Consider the following 17,420-nt stretch of genomic DNA (forward strand, 5'->3'; position numbering starts at 1 on the left):
TCCCGCGCGGGGCAGCGTCGACACGCTGCCACGGCGAGAAAGGAGAGGTCTGTGGCGAGGTTGACGCTGATGGTCCGGGCCGGTTGTCGCCTGTGCGACCTGGCCAAGGAGGCGATGGCTCGGGTCGAGCGGCGTACCGGTGAGGCGTGGACCGAGGTCGACGTGACCGGCGACGCCGAGTTGGAGGACGAGTACGGCCTGCGTGTACCGGTGGTTCTGCTCGACGGCAGAGAGCATGGCTACTGGAAGGTCGAGGAGGACCGCCTGGAACGTGACCTGGCTTCCCGCCCAGCACCGAGCGCCGGTTCGTAGCCGTAGCCGCCCTTCCTTACCCCCGTGCGCCGAGCGCGCCCGTCAGCGAGGGCCCGGCGCTCCCAGCACCGTGTTGCACTTGTTGAAGACCATGATCCGTTGAGGTGGCGGCTGGTCACTGGTCGCGATCTGCACCGGCACGGGCGTCGGTCCGTTCGGTGCGAACGCGATCTGCCAGATCTGCCCGTCGTCGCCGAACTCCAGGACGGACGCGTGGTGATTGCCGTCGGGCAGGATCAGCACCACACCGTCGGTCCCGGCCCGTTCAAGGGCGGTGGTCACACTCCGCCAGGATTCGGGCCGCTGCACCCCGGTCGTCACCTCCCGGACCGCCTCGTCGAACCAGTTGCCGACGTCCTCCCGGTAGGCGCTCTCGTCCGCCGGATCGAGGCGGATGCCCATCGGGAACCGGCGGTCGAGGAACCGCACCAGTGTCTGCGAACCCGCCGTGGCTGGCGAACCGCCGCCGCTGGTCGCGGCCCGGTGAGCCAACCCCAGCAGGGTACGGACGTTCGTCGGCACCTCGGGAGCCGCACCGGCCACGCCACCGGTCTCCGGTGCGGTGAGCGCGCTGATCCCGTCGAACGCGCGCCCCACAGCGGGGACCTCATCCGTCGTGCCCCTGCCGGCGGCATTACCGATGATCTCGTCGTTTATGACGTCCCATCCGGCGCCGCCCACGCCGTGCGGCACAAACAGCAGCCAGGGCAGACCTGTCGCCGAGACGATCTCACTGCCGAGGCCCGGGAAACCCACGGCTACCTGCTCCTGTGGCGCGGACACGTTCCGGCCGGTCGCGTCGGCCAGCTCCTGAGCGAATCCGCCCGGCAGCAGCCCGGTGTCACAGGCAACCAACGACAGATCCTGACCGGCTGAACCTCGGTCTCTCAGCACCAGGGCCAGCTGTTCGGCCGTGAACAGCACCTCGCCAGCGGAGCCGTCAGGGTGTACGACGGGCACCCGTACCAACCGGCCCCGACCCTCGGCACCCTCGGCACCCAGGACCAGCACGACGAAGCTCTCACCACCGGGGAGCAGACTCCCCATCGACAGCCTCGCCCGCACGTCATCCGACAACAACGCCACGCCGGAACGAGTGCCATCGAGGTCCCTGATCACGACCTCGGCCCCGTCTGCCAGCCACCCGCCCGTGCGAGAAGGCAGCAACTCGGCAACCCTCGGCAGGTTGGCATCGCCGATGCCGTCCATCCACTGCGGGGGGTTCTGGCCTGGTGTCAGGCGACCCTCCAGCGCGGGGATGTTCGCCAGCACGGCCGCGATGATTCGTTGTAGTTCGGAGTGGGGAGGCGCCGGCACGCGCCGAAGTTCATGCCGCAGTCGCCGCAACTCCTCGAGCGCTGAACCCATGCGATCCCGGGTCCGGCCGGTGGGGTTCTGTTCGGTGGTCGCGTGCATGCCGACGAGGACAGTTGCGGCGGCCTCCGCGGAAAGCAGCGTGCGACCGTAATAGTCCATCCCGTTGGCGGCCTCGATGTATCGGACGCCGGCGACCACCCCGCTGAAGGAATCAGCGGAGCCCGAACCGTTCCACCAGTCGATTGCCCGCTGTACTCGCTCTATGTGTCGCGCTCCTGCGCTGGAGTGTGCCGAATCTGCTGCTCGCAACTGGTTCAACAGGTCGGCCGCGAACTGTTCGCGGGTGAACCCCGGGTCTATCGAGCCGGCCGGCCCTGGCCGTAGGTCAGGGTTCCGGCCATAGGGCTCGGTCAGACTGTTGGAATCATCCTCAACATTGTCAACCGCGAAGGTCAGGTTATCCAGGTCCAGACTGGACATCCTGGCTTCCACGTCTTCGATGCTGGTGTGAGGTGACAGATATAGTTGTCCGGATGGTGCGACGAGGAAGAATCTGGGCTCGTGATCCCCTTCTCGCATTTCCAGGCCTATTGACTGTCGTCCGCCCATCGGCCCGACCACAGCCGTCCCGTTCGTCGCCCAGACCGGTCGGCCGAGGGTCCGGGCGAATTCCTGACTGTTCGGCAGAGCGACGCACGCGAACAGCACTACGCGAAGACGGTCTCCATGTTCTCGTACCGCACGCTGGTAGCGCGGGTCCGAAAGGACTTCCCGTCCAAGTCGCTCACCGTCGATGACCCGGTATGTCGGCATGATCCGCTGTAGGCCAGAACCGCCTTCGCCTCGCGTGGTGGCGGCGCCGAAGTCGAACTGGTTCGCGTGTATCTCGACAAAAAACGTGTGTTCGTCAATATTGAAGGGAAGGCGTCGTGTCTCGTGACGGGCAGCCCCGTTCTGTCTTTTGGTGCGGAGTATGTACGTGCCATCGAACACCACGTTCGGCCAAGGGGCGTCGCTCTGCTCTTCCTGCGCCTTGTAGGTGATGCCGATTTCCTGCTTGAAGTATGTCCCTTCTGTGTTTTCCAGGTAGAAGCCATCTTTGTCCTTGGCCCACCAGTCGAGGGGGCCGGCGCGCGCGATCGGCTTTTGGATCACGCTCAATATCCGGTTGCGTCGTGAGCGCCACCACTTCAGGTGCTCGTGCGGAATTCGAGGTTCTCGGGCGGGAGTCAGACCCGGATCATTGATCGGCGCCGTCCCGAGTCGGCCGGCGGCCAGCTCCGCGAAAGTCCGTCCTTGAACTTCCGGAGCGGAAATGGACGTACGACTGAAGGTGCCTCCCTGTGAGACAGCAACAACCAGGACCTCGGCAAACCGGTCTCGGCTCACGGACATGGAGCCGCTTCGTAGGTTGCTCGCGGTCAGGGCCGCACCGGGACCGACCGTCACTTCGACAAGGTGCGCACCCTGCGGGAGAATTCTCGGTGGCGATGTGCTCAGCCGGAGCGGGTTTGCGGCATCCACGCCGGCGAGGTGGCGAGCCAACTGGGACAGTGGCCCCCGCCAGGTCAGGTACCCCGCGACAGGAGCGTTGTTCCGTACGAATTCGGATCGTAGGCCCCCGGGCTCCCCGCGCGACCAACCATCCAGCAGTGCCTCGGTGGCCAGACCCGCACGACCCGTACCAGCGGCGGCTGGCGTCGTGGTGGCCGCCGGGAGTTCCGCGAGCGGGCGACCGGCGCTGTCGAAGTACATGACCCGCGTGCCCGGCGCATCGAGCGCCCGGGACCAGTTGTCCTCGCCGAGGACGAAGGGGTGGTACTGACCCGGCGTCTGTACGTCCACCACGCGTACCACGGCGCGGCCGTTCTCGTCCGGCTGCTCATCGGCCATCAGCCAGAAGACGTGCGGACGGTGGAATCGCTCGTGAACCAGCACCGAGTGACCAGGAGGCAGCGTGTCGACCAGTGCGGCCGGGTCGAACTCCGTGACGAAGGTGCCGTCCAGTGTGTGGGTGAAGTCGGTGAACCGTGGTGAGGTCAGCGAGTCCGTCGCGGCGCGATTACCCCTACGCCCGTACCGGACGACGTACGCCGCCCACGCCAGGGGTACGCAGTCGGCGACTTGGGGGTCGTCGACCGGACGCTCCACCTCGCGGATCCATTCGGCGAGGTCAGAGCCGCGACCACCGGCCCCGATCGATGTCACGTCGAGTGCCCGGTGCAGGATCGCGACCGCCGTCGCCGACATCGCCGTGGTGGGGAACGGGTTTGTTCCTTCGATCGCGCCCGTCATGGGGGCTGAGGCCGCCATGCCACCGGTCTGCGGGGCGGACGTCGAGGTCTCTGCCACCGCCGCAGGCGGCGTCGGTCGCCGGATGACGCCGAAGTTCGCTGGTGGTAGCAGCGGCTGTTCCGGTGCGGCGCGGCGTGGTGCCGGATCGGGTTCCGGCTTCCCCGGCGTTCGGAGGTCGTCCGCCGGGTCGGCAGCGGCCGACGTCGTCTCGTCCTCGGCCGCCTCGATGATGGCGGGTGCGTCCGTCCGCTCCGCCGCCTCCTCCATCGCCTCGCTCGGCGGTGCCGGAAGGGGCAGCGGAGGGCCGGACTGCTCGAGCATCAACACCCGCTGCCCGGACTGCGTCCCCTGCCCGACGTACCGCAGTGGAATCCGCGCGGGGATGAGGACGGCGTCCGCCGCCGCCGCCCTGGCGTCGAGGCCGTGGGTGAGGCCCCGGATCACCACCAGGATCTGGTCGGGCTGTACGGGTGCCGGCGCCCGTCCGGTGGCTACCAGAGCGGGGCGGTCCGCTGGCGCGCCGCTCACCGCGGCTTGGAAGGGGGCGAGTTCGCTGTCGACCAGGACCAGGAAGGCGTTCCCCTGGTAACGGGGATGCCCCTCGTCGTGCGAGAGGGTCGCCACCGCGTTGGTCAGGTCGCGGCGATACCGCTCGTCGTTAAGGGCCAGCGCGGTCCGGCGATCCACCGGGTACGACTGGTCGTGCCTCGGTTGGGTCAGCAGGTCACGGATGATCGTGCGGGCCTGCGCCGGGCGTGACCACGTGTCGACCGGAACCTGTCCGAGGAGCAGTTGACGGCCGTTCCACCGTACGTCGGTGACCGGTGCCGGTACGGCGCTCTCCTGCGCGAGCGTCACGTACAGGAGATACCGGGGGGAGAACCAGTTCGGTCGAGCCTCGGCGGTCTGTCGTTCGCTGCGGAGCGCACCCATGAGCTGAGGCAGCGCGGTCCGCCTCGGCATACGCGGCAGATTGTCCTCGGGTGTCGGGCGACGGAAGAAGGCAGACGGTCGTCCGACACCCACGCTCGGGTCGATGTACTCGTCGACCGTCCCCAGCAGGTGTGACATCTCGTGGGCCAACAGGGCTGTGCGGCGGGCCTCCGGCATGGTCAGAACCGCTACCGACCAGCCTCCGGAGTCCGCCAGGACCCGACCACCAGGCGCATGGGCGGCCACGTCGATGACGTGATGCGCGTTCTCCGGTTCGGTGAACCGCAGGTCGACGTGGAACTGATCCGAGTCGGGCCCGGGGAGCTGGAACTGGTTGTTGAAGACCATGGCGGCGGCGTTCGTCGCGGCCTGTCGTAGCGCGGTCAACTGCCGCTCGGTGACACCGGGACCGGGTTGTAGGGCGAGCCGCAGTTGGAAGACGCGCAGCGTCCGCGGCGCCTCCCCTGGCTGGGCGGACACTCGCACCCGGGCAACGTCGTACCGCACCGCGGAAGGACGGACGGTGACGGGTGGACCGGGTTCGCCGACCGGCTCGACCGCCTCCGGATTGTTGGCGCGGACCGTGCGGAACGACGAGGCCGGCAGCTCGGAGATGAGCCGTGGTACGTCCTGGATCGGGCGGGACAGCGTCCACCAGCCGTTCGTGGAGGCCCAGTCGGTGCGGTAACGCCAGGTGCTGAGGTAGTCGACCACCGGGTTGGTGTGGTCGGCGAGAGGAGCGGGTGCCGGCTCCGGCGGCAGGTGGATCTCCACCAGGTCGGCGCCGCCGCTGGTGACGACGGTGTTGTCGGCGCGGGCCGCCACATCGATCGTGAGGAAGCCCATGAGTTCGTCGCGCCGCCGGGGGGACCCGGCAGCCTGTCCAACGTTCCGTGAGACGAGCCCACGCAATCGGTCTGCGACCGCCTGTGCCCTGCCCTCGGCACCGGAGCTAGCACTGCCACCCGGCCGGTGGCGAAGCACGACGGAGATCCGTACCGGTGCCGTACCGGCCGCACCAGCCGTCTCGACCCGCCGCGCGGTCCCGACGACCAGATTATTGAGATCCTGCTCGCTGGCGGAGGCGGGAACGCCCGCCCTGAACCACGCCCGGACCGTCGTGGTGCCGTCCGGCAGCGAACGGCCACCCTCGTCCACCGATCCGTCCGACGACGCCGACGAGCCCGCTGTGCCTGCTGGCTCCGGCTGGAATCCCAGGAACCGGATCTCCAGCGAGTCCCGCTCGGCGTTGCTGAGGTACGACCATGGGTCGACGACGTAATCGACGACGAACGCCGGCGTCGGTGAATCGTCGTTGCGCTGCGACCAGCGGGCGAAGCCCTCCGCGAGCCGGTGCCGCAGCACTCCGGCGGCCCAGTTCCCCAACGCCTCGGTCTCGGCGACGGAGCCCTGCGCCCGGACCACCACCCGGATCGACAACCGCTGGGGTGCCGGCTCGTCCTCGTCGTCCGGCACAAGCCTGGCCAGCAGCGACTCCATCGCATCGTCCGCTGTCGCGGCCTGGGCGATGTTGCGGATCTGCCGTAGCACCGGCACCGTGGGTGGCCGGACGAACCCGGAGTCCCATCTGTCGATGGCCGTGATCCCCGAGGGCTCTCCGGGATCCCATTCGGCGTTCCTCGCCCGCGCCGTGTGGAGAACCTGGCGCAGGTTCGGACCGAACAGTCGCGGGACATCCCGCTGCGGGCCGGCCACGATCTGGGCCATCCCGGGAAGGTCGACGGTGACCGACCCCTGCTCCCACAGGAAAGGCTCGGACATGGCCTCGTCGATGGGCGACTGCCCACCGGAGTCCGTGGCCGGGGTGCCGCCGCCCCGCCCCGACTGCCGCTCCGGCCGGCCGGCCGGGTCGAGTACCAGGGCGTTCACCTGTCGGGTGGGGTCCTGCCCGTCGCCTATCGCCGTCACCGCGCCGTTGCGCAGCTCGATGAAGAGGATGCTTCCGGCCTCGTTGCGGACCGCCGCGACACCGTCATCGCCCAGGTCGACGAACGCCGTGCTGCCTGGCCCGAGCCGGGTGACGTCCGCCGCCACGGCACCGAGCGGAGCCGCCGTCCACCCACCACCGAGCCGGTCCGCAAACTCGGAAGGGTTGTCCGTGGTGACGGCGACGCCGTAGAACGCCCGGTGCAACCGGCCCATCCGCCGTACCGGATGGGCATCGGCGGTGGCCAGGGTGAGGAAGACCCAGTCGGCAACGCGCTGCCGGGGGGTGCCCACCGGTGTGGGCCGGGCGCCGACACCCGGCGCCGTGGGGGCCGCCTGGGATGGCGCGGCCACCGGATCCCGACCGGTACGGTAGCGACCCCAGCCAGCCGTCGGGTTGGTCGGGTCGAGCAGAGTCCCGTCGTGCCTGACGGCCCAGTCACCGCGCGGACCGATCACGTCCGCCCCGGGCAACCGACCCGCGAGGTGGCGCAGTACGAGGTTCTCGCCGTTGACGCCCGGCACCAGCACACGAAGCGGCGGTACCGGGCCGGTGCCGTACACCCGGTCGACGATCTGGGCCAGTACGTCGGCGATCGCGTACGGTGCCAGATCCGGTGAGGCGGCCACCGCGATCGTCACGGTGCCTCGTACCGGCTGGATGTGATCGGTCTCCGGCGGCAGATGCCAGCCCAGTTGTTCGACGTAGATCAGGCCGGGGTGCTGTGGCCCGTTGGACCGGTACGGCGAGTACGCGACGTATCCGAACGGCGCCGCGGTGATCAGCAGGTGGTCCCAGGCGGAACCGTCCGGCCACCCGACCTGGGCGCGACGCGCCTCGGCCGGGGTCAGGCGACCGACGACGGGCGGCGGATCCACCGTCGGTGACGGTACGCGGCTGCGGTGGTGGGTCAGCGCGACTGTGCGGGCCGCCTGCAACTCGGCACCGGCCGTGGTGCCCGGGCCGGTCGAGCTGCCGGCCCGGGCGGGTTCGGGCGCGGTGCCGGACGGGCGGGACGGAGCCCCGCCCCACATGGCGGGCCGCCGATCCTCCGTCCGGCTGCCGCCCCCGCCCTCCGGGCTGGTCAGGACCGATTCGGCGGCTGCCGGTGGCGGCGTCTGCCCGGCCGACGCGGGGTCGTCCACCGGCAGTTGCCCGCCGGCCACGACCCTCAGCCGGTCCATGACGGGGGGCAACGCCGCAGTGACGCGGGTGACGGGGTCAGCGACGCCAGGCCCTGCGGCGCCGAGCCGACCGGCGAGCCCGCGCAGCGCGGACAGGGCTTCGGCCGCAGCCGTGGCGGCCCGGTGGCCGGAGTCGGTGCGGCCGATCGCGGTCAGCACCGTGACCGCTTGCGCGGTCGTCAGCGGTTCGTGACGGGCTCCGGGGCCTGACGGCTCTCGGGCGAGATCCCGTGCCGCGCCCAGGAGTGTGAGGGTGGCCTGGCCGGCCTCGCCGAGCTCGCCGGTGTGCGCCCGCCGCGCCGCGTCCAGCACCCGTCGTTGATGTTCCCGGCCGTCGGCCGTGTGCGCCAGTTCCTCCACTGCCAGGGCGGTGGTGCTGTCCGGGCCGAACTCCGCCGCGGTGAAACCACCGTTGCCGGGATCGACCGGGGTTGTCGTTCCGTCCGGCCCGACCGTAAAGAGCTGGACCGGGATAGCGCCCCGGTCCGCCACCACCGGCCGGGTGCTTGCCGGCGGGGCGGGCAGACGCATCGCCTGGTGCAGGTCGATGTCGGGGCCGCGCCCGGTGAGCAGGAGGTCGAGCAGGTCTCCGATGGTGCCGGCCGGGTGCCCCCGCAGCGGCTCCCGTAGTGGGTCACGACCGTCGCCGCGCGTGGTGTCGGCGAGCTGGCCCGTGACCCGGTCCCGAATCTCGTCGAGGTGCGCGGCGACGAACCGGACTGCCGACTCGGGCAACGCGGCGTGTATCTGAGCAGGCGGGAGCAGTGGCAGCACCGCTACCGCGTACCCGTTTGTGAGGCCCTGCGGGGCGGCCGCGGCGGCGGTCAGCTGCGTCGTCAGCAGCAGGTAGCCGTGCAGCGCCGCGACCGCCTCGATCTCCATCAGGGCCGGCAGCGCCTCCGGCGGTACGGCCCCACCGGCGAGCTCGCTCGCGAACAGCGCGGTGACCTCGTCGGCGACCGTCCACCCGGCCCGTAGCTGATGTTGTCCAGCGGTCTCACCCCGACCGTCGTACGGCCGGTTGACGGACCGGCCCAGCACCTCGCTCAGGTGCACCAACGCGATCGGCACGCTCTCGGACGGGTTCTCCGGTCCGTGCGGCAGTACGTCGGCCGGCTGGTCGGTCAGGACCGGCCAGTCCTCCTCCGGGTTTGGCGGGACCGGCCAGGCCGCGACGGAGTCGATGGCGAGCCGGTCGAGCGCCGACCGCAGGGCGTTGTCGAGGTCGTCGACCAGTTCCGGGTACTGCGGTCCACGGGAGAGATCCAGGCCGGCGCCGCCGACCGCGAGCGCGATGTCGAACGCCCGAGGGTCGATTCGGGGCGCCGCCGGGTCCGGGTGGAGCAGTTCCGCGATGAACTGCCCGGCGGTGGTGATCGGCGTCCCGGTGTGCTCGTCGAGGATCAGCACCGACCACAGATCCACCTCGGCGTCGTCCGGCAGGCCACGCTCCGCCCGCAGGTCGGCGGCGAAGTCCGGGAAGTCCTCGGCGAAGCTGGCCGCGAAGAGGTCGCGGATGACGGTCGCGTGCTGGGCGAAGAAGTCCTGCAGGTCGTCTCCGGCGGCTTCCCACTGGGCGAGCATCGACTGCCGGGCGAGCACCGCCATGGCGGACCTCACCGCCCCGCCCGGGTTCGCCTGGGTGGCGAGTACGCCGGAGAGCTGCACGTGCAGCAGGGCCATCAGTTCGACGGTGGCGGCGACCGACCGGGACACCCCGGCGAGGGCGGCGACCGCCTCCACCGAGGGCGTCCCGCCGGTCCTCGCGGCCACCAGGTGCCCCGCCACCAGGTGACCGAACCGCAGGGCGGCGGCGACCTGGTAGCCGTTCTCCTCGTCCATGTTGTCGACGAGGTCGTTGATCACGTGCAGCACGCCACCGCCGAGCGGGGCACCGACCGACGCCGGTACGAGCGGCGCCGCTGCGGTGCCGGTGGACTCGGGGGCCGACCAGGTGGCGTCACCGGCCGGCTGTACCCGGCCGTCCGTGTCGACCACCATCGCCGTGGCTCCGACGGCGGTGCGTACCTCTTCGGGGATCTCGTTGGCCGGGTAGAGCCGGCGGTGCAGCGGATCGACCCAGCGCACACCGGCCGTGGTGGCGACCATTGCGACAACGTGGTCGTCCCGGTCGCCCGGCATCCGCAGCACGACCAGCGCGAGCCGGGGGCCGTTCCCGGTGGGGGCGCCGTTCGTGTCGACCCGGCCGGGACGGCCCACGTCACGGGCGAGCCCGGCCAGTGATTCCACCCGGGCCCAGCCGCCCATCGGGGCGGCTGCCGTCAGCGCCCGCTCGGTCAGGGGGGCGAGGTCATCGGCGGTGCCGGCGGCGATCAGACCGTCGCGGTGCAGGGTGGTGGCGAGGCCGACGACCGCGGCCAGCCGGTCCACCCTGGTCGGAGTGCCGGTCGGATCCGCGGTGCCCCCGGGCGGTAGTGCGTCGATCGTGGCCCGCAGCTCGGGTACGGAGAGGGTGTGGCCGTGCGCCTGGGAGGACGCCTCCACGGACCGCAGGGCCAGAAGTGCCGCGTTCTCGGCGGCGATGGTGCTGCCGGAGTCGCGCACGGTGTCGGCGAGCAGCAGCCTGTCCACGGGATCGAGGCGGTGGGCGCGGACCGCCTCGGCGCGGGCCCGGTCCGTCGCCCGGGGGTCCGCCCCGGACGCGGGCGGCAGCAACTCGCGGGCGGTCAGTTCGCGGCGGACGGCGGTGCGGAACAGCGCCAGTGCCACCTGCTCCGGGGCGATGTCGGCCGGCGGGTCGGCCGCCGGGGCCGAGTGGCCGAAGCCGGTCACCGGCGGTGCCGGGTCTTCCGACACGTCGACGACGGCCCGCGCGTCCCGTCCGCCGTCGGCGAGCGGGGTCGCGGTTGACCCGGTGTGCAGCGGACCGGTGAACATCCGGCCGGTCAGCCGCTCGGCCTCCCCCGGCCCGATGCCGAGCCCGTGCAGGTTCTCCGTCACCAACCCGCGTAGTGATTCCCGCGTCACCATGGCCTGACGGGCGCCCGCGCCACCGGTCCGTACGACCGGCAACCGCCGACCCTCGGCTGACCTGAACCTGTCGAAGGCCGTCTCCGCCAGCCACAACGCAGTGGCGACCAGTTCCACGGACGAGCGGGGATCCTCCTGTGCGTCGGTGAACGGCACGGTCAGCCGGGCGGGCAGGCCGATGGCGTCGTCGGAGAGGAGCGGGAGTCCCGTGCCGAAGCGCACCGGCCGGTCGCCGTCGGCGGTGTGATGGCCGGTCGCCGTGTACATCCGCCGCAGGTGCAGCGGTACCGGGGCGGCATGCCACAGTCCGGAGTCGTCGCGGGACAGGTCGACCACGTGCCGTACCTGCTCCAGCCGTGACTCGGCGCGCAGCATTCCCGCGACGGTCCGGACCACGATGTCCGGGTGCTCGTGCCGGCCCGCCGTCGTGGTCAACCCGACGAGGTCGAGTCGGGAGGGGTCATGTGCGAGCTGGTCGCGGGCGGCGGCGTACGCCTCGTCGACCAGTGCGAGCGTGCCCACCCGGTCGTTCAGCGGGATCGGCAGGCCGTCGGCGGTGATCGTCGTCTGGTAGCGCCAACCGAGGCGCTGCGCCTGCACGAGTTCCCGGGTGATGATGTCCGCCTGCGAGCGGGTCAGCTCACCGAAGACGTCGAAGTGGCCCCCGGCCTCGACGACAAAACCGCCCTGGGGGTACGTCGGGTCGGCGCCCTGTCGGACGACGCCGCTCGTCGTCGAGGACGTGTACACGGTCACGTCGAAGCCGAGGGCCCGCATCTCGGTGCCGAAGTCGGCTCCGACGCTCCCGTCGATCACCGCGATGGACCGTACGGGCAGGTCGGGGTCGGCGTACTCGCGGGCGAAGGCGCCCTCGTCGACCACCAGGCGGGCGAGGGTGATGCCGTCGACGGACGTCGGCGCCACGATCGCGAACGCGCGGGTGTCCGCCACCCAGGGCACGGTGAGGTCCCGGAAACGGGCCGCTCCGCCAGCGGATGCTGCCTCGTAGTGGCGGGCGTACGCGCGGTCGCAGGCGGCGATCCATTCCGCCACCAGATCGGCCAGGTCGGTGTCGGGGCCACCGAAGGAGAGGCCGACGGTCCGGCCCCACCGGTTCGACAACCGGCGGGGTGTGGCGGAGTTCCCGCTGCCGGCAGGGGGGCCGCCGAGGTCGGTCCCGGGCGGCAGCGTCGGCGTGCCCTCGCTCACCGGATCACCGTCGCACCGGTCTGACGGAAGGCATTCATCGGTGCCCCTTCAAGGTGTCGAGGTCGTTGCGCCCGTGCCGTGGCAGCGGTCAGAAGTTCCGGCCGAGTCCCCAGAGCAGGCCGTAGACGCCGTAGACGCCGAGCAGTAGCGGCGGCAGGGCGAGCTGGCAGACCGTCAGCAACGGTCGGAGCCGGGACGGTCGATTGTCATCCGGTTCGGCGGTCGTGCCGGCTCGCCAGAGCAGGACCGGTAGTCCGACGCCGAGTGCCGCCACGCCCACGATCAGCATCAGCGGCACGACCAGAGGGGCGGTCGCGGACCAGTGGGCGAGCGTGGCGAGCAGGCCGAAGGTGCCGGCGAGGGCGGCCAGCACGGGGCCGATCGCCTCGGTCATGAATTCGAACGTGCCGGCCCGGACGAAGAGGGCGACGGTCGCGACCGCGGTGAGCGCGATGGCGAAGGCCGATGCCTCGCGTACCAGTACGAGTTGCGCCACGGCGACGATGGCCGAGGTGACGCCCATCAGCAGCAGGAGGGTGTGCCGGGCCCGGCTCACCCGACCGGCGAGGTGGTCGGGGTCGGCCTGCGGTTCGACCGATGCGGACGACATCCGTAGCCAGGAGGCGGCGGTGAGCAGGCCGGCGACGCGCGGTGCGACGGCGAGGAACAAGGTGCCGGCGGTGACGACCGTGCCGGCCGCGGCGGCCGGGGTGGCACCGAAGGCCAGGACCACCGTGGTGATGGCGCCGGCGAGTACGACCAGCAGCGTCACGGCGGCGAGCAGCACACCGGGTACGGCGATCAGGGCGATGATCAGCCCGAGTACCGCGCCGATCTCGGCGTAGACGAGGTGGGCCGCGTCCCACGTGGGGTCGCCCAGACTCAGCACCGCGACCATGATCATGCTGGGGATGACGGCGCAGCCCAGCAGCACCCGGAGCCCGTGCGGCAGGACCCGGGGGTACGGCTGCAGCAGCCGGGCGGTGACCGCGAGCCCGATGCCGACGACCGCGGTCAGCGCCTCGACAAGAAGGGGGTGCTGACCGGTGAATCCCAGGTAGCCCAGGGCGACGACGAGCCAACCGGCGGCGAGCAGCATCGCGACCCGGCCCTTGGCGCGGACGTCCCAGCGCGGCCCCCGACCGGAGTTACCGAGGTCGTTGACGACCTCCCAGACGCTCCGTACCACCGGCTCGTCCGCCTCGCTGGCGAGCGTGTCCCGGAGGTAGAGCAGAGTGCCGTCGACGACGCCGACGCTGGCGAGTGAGGCGGTCACCGGCAGCGGTGGCGATCCGGTCGGGGCCAGGCTCCAGACCGCCGGCAGCGCTTCGTCGGACTCCTGGCCGACCAGCCGCGCCAGCAGGTCCGAGTATTCGGCGATCGGCGCGTCGGCCGGTACGGCCAGGTCGACCTGCTTACGCGTACCGACCACGGTGACGAGGCAACGTGGCTGTGACATCAGTGGTGTTGCCAGGTCTGTACGTTGGCCCACTCGCACTCGGTGTAGTTGCTCCAGGTCACGTTCATCGCCTGGGCGATCTGGCCGAGTACGCCCTCCGGACCCAACAGCCCTTCGGCGGCGATGTTCCACTCGTTCTGCAGTCCGGCGTAGTACGTCTGGGCCTCGCCGCTCCAGCTGTCCAGAACCGGTTGGAGCTGGTTGCGAAGCCGGGTCAGGTCGTCGCTGATCGTGAACGCCACACTGTTGATGTACGGCCCGGCGTGTTCCAGGTCGAGCGGTACGGCGATTTCGCGGGAGTCGATGCCGCTGCTGTCCATGTTCTCTCTCCTCGCTGCAAGGGTGGGGTCGGCCGAGGTCAGGTGGTCAGAAGCGGGCCGGCGGCAGTTCGAAGCCGGGCTGCCCGGGCATCAGTTGGCCGTCGACCGGTTGCAGGTTGCGGATGTTCTGCATCTCCGCGTCGGTGTAGTTGACCTGGTTGCCCTGAAGGCCCAGGGAGATGTCGGTCAGCGCGTCGTGCATCATCCGCGAGTAGACGTCGTAGTCGTTCATCAGCTCCTGGAAGGTGTCCTGCGCGATGCCGCGCCAGTTCCCCTCCAGGCTGACCACGTAGGTTCGCAGCGCACTGAGCTGCCGGGCGATCTCCTCGGCGGTCTGATTGCAGCTCACCGAGGCGCTGTGCACCATTTCCGGCGTGACGTTGAAGCCTGGGGTGGTCATGACTTCTCCTGAGGAAGTGCGGCCGATGTTCTCTTCGTCCGGCACCATCGGGTTGTCCCGGTGTCCCTGCCAGGTCTGACCACAAGGACAGGGCCGACGGTCCCAGCACAAGGCTCACACCGGGGTCGGACCAAGGGCGAGTACCAGATCGGATGTCCCCTTCGCCCGATCGCTACGGTGCGTGGGTCACCCCGTGACGACGTACCCCAGTTCGATCGCCCGCCGGGTGAGCTCGGCCTTGTTGCCGGCGTTGAGTTTGGTGCGGATCCGCTTGACGTAGGTGCTGACCGTCGACTCGGTGAGACCCATGCGCCGGCTGATCTGTCCATGGGTCAGACCCTTGGCGACCCACTGCAGGGTTTCGATTTCGCGGCTGGCGAGCTGGGGCTGCCGGCTGGTCGGTTCCGGCGCGGTCTGGGTGACCAGGTGTCCGAGGAGGACGGCGGAGACGTGCAGGCCGCCCTGGCGGGCCGTCTCGACCGCGAGCAGTAGCTCCTCGGTGTCGGATTCCCTGGTCAGGAAGGCGTGCGCACCGCCCTGCATGGCGGCCGGCAGGTTCGGCGGGTCCTCCGGCCGGCACAGCGCGATGGCGCGACTGCCCGGGGGCAGCAATGCCCAGAAGCTCGCGCCGAGCCGCGCGCCGCGGTGTCCGTACAGGTCGAGGACGACCAGTGCGGGCGGGTCGTCGCGGACCGGTATCGCGGTGATCGAGTCGACGTCGCAGCGCACCGTCACCCCTGGCGCGTCGGCCAGTACGTGCGCGAGGCCACTGCGGATGATGGGGTTGCCCGAGACGACGGCGAGCCCGATCGGACCAGCCTGGTCCCCGGTCGCTGCGTACGTCGATTCGTCGACGATATTCATAAGTGTGCCCCCCGGCAGACTCCTCCGGCTTGCGCCGCCCCCGTTACCACCCACCCGGCGGTCCACCGGTGGGTGGCGACGACGAGCGATCGGGACCCCGAAACGACGTCCCTGTCCATGCAACGTCGTTCGGTGGGCGTCGCCCAGGCGAGATCACCCACGGAACTGGCGAATCCGCCGAATCTGCCGCCAGATCCGCCGGGTGCCGGCGGTCATTGTGGGGCTTGCGCACAAGGGGTCACGGGTCAATCACCGGACCTGGGTCTGATTACCGACGATAGCGGCTGAGGAGCCCGCCGTGTGTCCCGTCCGACGTCCCAGAACAGGTACTGGTGAGGCCGTTGGCGTACCGGATAGACCTGAACGGTGACCAGCGGTGGACTCCCCGACTTTCGTCAGCTGACAGAGCACCTTTCGCAGCTGACTGCCGACATGCAGCGGACCCAGGAGGAGTTCGCGGCGGCCGACGTGTACGGCGGATCACCGGACGGGCTGGTACGGGCGACCATGCGCTCCGGCAAACTGGCCGCGCTGACCATCGATCCGACCGCGATGGGGCAGGACTCCACCCGCCTCGCCGCTCAGGTGCTCGCCGCGGTGCAGGACTGCGAGGTGCGCTCCGCCGAACTGCTCATGCGCCGGACTGGTCCAATGAATCAGGCGATGGAAAAAGTAATAGGTGAAATAGCGTCACCGCCGAGGTGAAGCCCGACCCGGCGAGCTGTGCGGCGAGTCTGGCGACAACGTTCACCGGCTCCTGCGCGTAGAGCATCTCCCGGGCGAGCAGTCGCAACGGCTCGTGCAGTTGATAGCGGGACGTCGACCAGGTTGACGTGATCATGCTGGCGTCGACGAGTTCCTCGAGTACGAGTTCCGCCTGGTCCTGGTCCGACTCCATCAGCATCGCCGCGACCGCCACCGACGCGATCCCGCCGGGGGCCAGGGAGAGCCGCCGGAACATCCGCTGGGCGGTGAGGCTCAGCTGCTGGTACGACATCTCCAGGATGGGGCGGACCGCGAGGTCGCCGGCGACCAGCTGGGACAGTCGACAGCGGTCGTCGCCGAGCCGTCTGGCGAGATCACCGACCGCCCACTGCGGGCGAACGGCCAACCGGTTGCCGGCGATCCGCAACGTGAGCGGCAGGTAACCGCAGAGTCGGGCCACCTCGGCCGCCTCGGTCCGCTGGGCCGCCACCCGGTTGGGGCCGGCGATCAGGCCCAGCAACGTCATAGATTCGGCCAGGTCGAGACCGCCGACCGAGATCCGGCAGCCGGCGTCCAGACCGGCCAGGGTACGTCGGCTGGTGACGATGACCATCGACCGTTGGCTGTCGGTCAGCAGGGGCCGTACCTGCGCCTCGTCCGCGGCGTTGTCGAGCACGAAGAGCATCGCCCGGTCCCGGGTCAACGCCCGCAACATCGCGCTGCGTTGCTCGACGGAGGGCGGCAACTGCGACTCCGGCAGGTCGAGGTTGCGCAGCAGCAGGCCCAACACCTCGTTGCAGTCGCGCCGCTGCGGGTCGAGGCCGTGCAGGTCCACGAAAATCTGGCCGTCCGGAAACCGCTCGGTGAGGCGGTAACCGGCGTGGACGGCGAAACAGGTCTTGCCCGCGCCGGGAGGACCGTAGACGACCACCGGCCGGCTGGCCCGGCGGGTGTCGTCGTCGGGGTCACCGAGGTAGGCGAGGAGCTGGTTCCACTCGGCCCCGCGCCCGACGAAGTCGCCGAGGTCGGGCGGCAGGCTCCAGGTGACGGCCCGGCTGGGCGGGACGGGCCGGGTCGGCGGCTGGCGGCCGGCACGGGCGGCGGCGCGGAACGCCTCACGCTCCGTGCCCTGTAGGTCCAGTGCCCCGACCAGGGCGTCAATGGTGCGGCGGTGGGGTCGGCTGATGCGGTCGCGTTCAAGGTCACCGACCGTACGCACGCCGAGACCGGAGCGGAGGCAAAGCTCCTCCTGGGTCAGGCCGGTGCGTCGCCGCGCCTCGCGGAGCCGTTCGCCGAAGCTGGCCGGGTGCCGTGGGGTTGCCGCATCCAATGTGGATGGCCATCGACCGTAAGGGTCGTCCTCGGCCCGGCGGGGCGCGGAGTCCGTCACCGTCTTGTGCTGTCTCTGTCGATGGTTCATTGAATGAACAATCCTAGTCCCGGCATTCGTCATTTGCTCACGGCGGAAAGGTGTGACCACGTC

8 protein-coding genes are annotated in these 17,420 nt (G+C 70.5%); 2 read left to right on the forward strand and 6 right to left on the reverse strand.

Going from position 1 to position 17,420, the window contains the following annotated elements:
• Positions 1 to 69 precede the first annotated feature (69 nt).
• Positions 70 to 312, forward strand: coding sequence for a glutaredoxin family protein (locus BDK92_RS18665; RefSeq protein WP_121157863.1), 243 nt, complete (start codon positions 70 to 72; stop codon positions 310 to 312).
• Positions 313 to 354: 42 nt separating this feature from the next.
• Here the strand turns inward: BDK92_RS18665 and BDK92_RS18670 are convergent, their stop codons facing one another.
• The 5 genes from BDK92_RS18670 to BDK92_RS18690 all read right to left on the reverse strand — a co-directional run bounded on the left by BDK92_RS18670 (position 355) and on the right by BDK92_RS18690 (position 15,232).
• Positions 355 to 12,189, reverse strand: coding sequence for a hypothetical protein (locus tag BDK92_RS18670; RefSeq protein WP_121157864.1), 11,835 nt, complete (start codon positions 12,187 to 12,189; stop codon positions 355 to 357).
• An 88-nt stretch (positions 12,190 to 12,277) separates the two neighbouring features.
• Positions 12,278 to 13,648 (reverse strand): EsaB/YukD family protein, encoded by a 1,371-nt coding sequence (locus BDK92_RS18675; protein ID WP_121157865.1) that lies wholly within the window; start codon positions 13,646 to 13,648, stop codon positions 12,278 to 12,280.
• Complete coding sequence (locus tag BDK92_RS18680; RefSeq protein ID WP_121157866.1) at positions 13,648 to 13,968, reverse strand: WXG100 family type VII secretion target; 321 nt, start codon at positions 13,966 to 13,968, stop codon at positions 13,648 to 13,650. The genes BDK92_RS18675 and BDK92_RS18680 overlap by 1 nt, the downstream gene beginning before the upstream one ends.
• A 46-nt stretch (positions 13,969 to 14,014) precedes the next feature.
• The gene (locus BDK92_RS18685) at positions 14,015 to 14,368 is read right to left on the reverse strand and encodes a WXG100 family type VII secretion target (RefSeq protein WP_121157867.1); all 354 of its coding nucleotides are present in this window, start codon (positions 14,366 to 14,368) and stop codon (positions 14,015 to 14,017) included.
• Positions 14,369 to 14,554: 186 nt separating this feature from the next.
• A complete protein-coding gene (locus BDK92_RS18690; protein ID WP_121157868.1) occupies positions 14,555 to 15,232 on the reverse strand; it encodes a response regulator transcription factor in 678 nt (225 codons plus the stop codon).
• A gap of 432 nt (positions 15,233 to 15,664) precedes the next feature.
• On the opposite strand from BDK92_RS18690, the gene BDK92_RS18695 reads away from it, so the two are divergent.
• The gene (locus BDK92_RS18695; protein WP_147457045.1) at positions 15,665 to 15,937 is read left to right on the forward strand and encodes a YbaB/EbfC family nucleoid-associated protein; all 273 of its coding nucleotides are present in this window, start codon (positions 15,665 to 15,667) and stop codon (positions 15,935 to 15,937) included.
• Here BDK92_RS18695 and BDK92_RS18700 read toward each other — a convergent pair.
• On the reverse strand, positions 15,864 to 17,357 hold the full coding sequence (locus BDK92_RS18700) for a helix-turn-helix domain-containing protein (protein ID WP_170208611.1): 1,494 nt from the start codon (positions 17,355 to 17,357) through the stop codon (positions 15,864 to 15,866). The genes BDK92_RS18695 and BDK92_RS18700 overlap by 74 nt on opposite strands.
• Positions 17,358 to 17,420 lie beyond the last annotated feature (63 nt).

The organism is Micromonospora pisi, assembly GCF_003633685.1.
Taxonomy (GTDB): Bacteria; Actinomycetota; Actinomycetes; order Mycobacteriales; family Micromonosporaceae; genus Micromonospora_G; species Micromonospora_G pisi.

Bases quoted from the DNA above. Each gene is read 5' to 3' on its own strand.
- BDK92_RS18685 (WP_121157867.1), bottom strand. From the start codon at position 14,368: ATGACCACCCCAGGCTTCAACGTCACGCCGGAAATGGTGCACAGCGCC.
- BDK92_RS18675 (WP_121157865.1), bottom strand. From the start codon at position 13,648: ATGTCACAGCCACGTTGCCTCGTCACCGTGGTCGGTACGCGTAAGCAG.
- BDK92_RS18700 (WP_170208611.1), bottom strand. From the start codon at position 17,357: ATGAACCATCGACAGAGACAGCACAAGACGGTGACGGACTCCGCGCCC.
- BDK92_RS18690 (WP_121157868.1), bottom strand. From the start codon at position 15,232: ATGAATATCGTCGACGAATCGACGTACGCAGCGACCGGGGACCAGGCT.
- BDK92_RS18680 (WP_121157866.1), bottom strand. From the start codon at position 13,968: ATGGACAGCAGCGGCATCGACTCCCGCGAAATCGCCGTACCGCTCGAC.
- BDK92_RS18665 (WP_121157863.1), top strand. From the start codon at position 70: ATGGTCCGGGCCGGTTGTCGCCTGTGCGACCTGGCCAAGGAGGCGATG.
- BDK92_RS18695 (WP_147457045.1), top strand. From the start codon at position 15,665: ATGCAGCGGACCCAGGAGGAGTTCGCGGCGGCCGACGTGTACGGCGGA.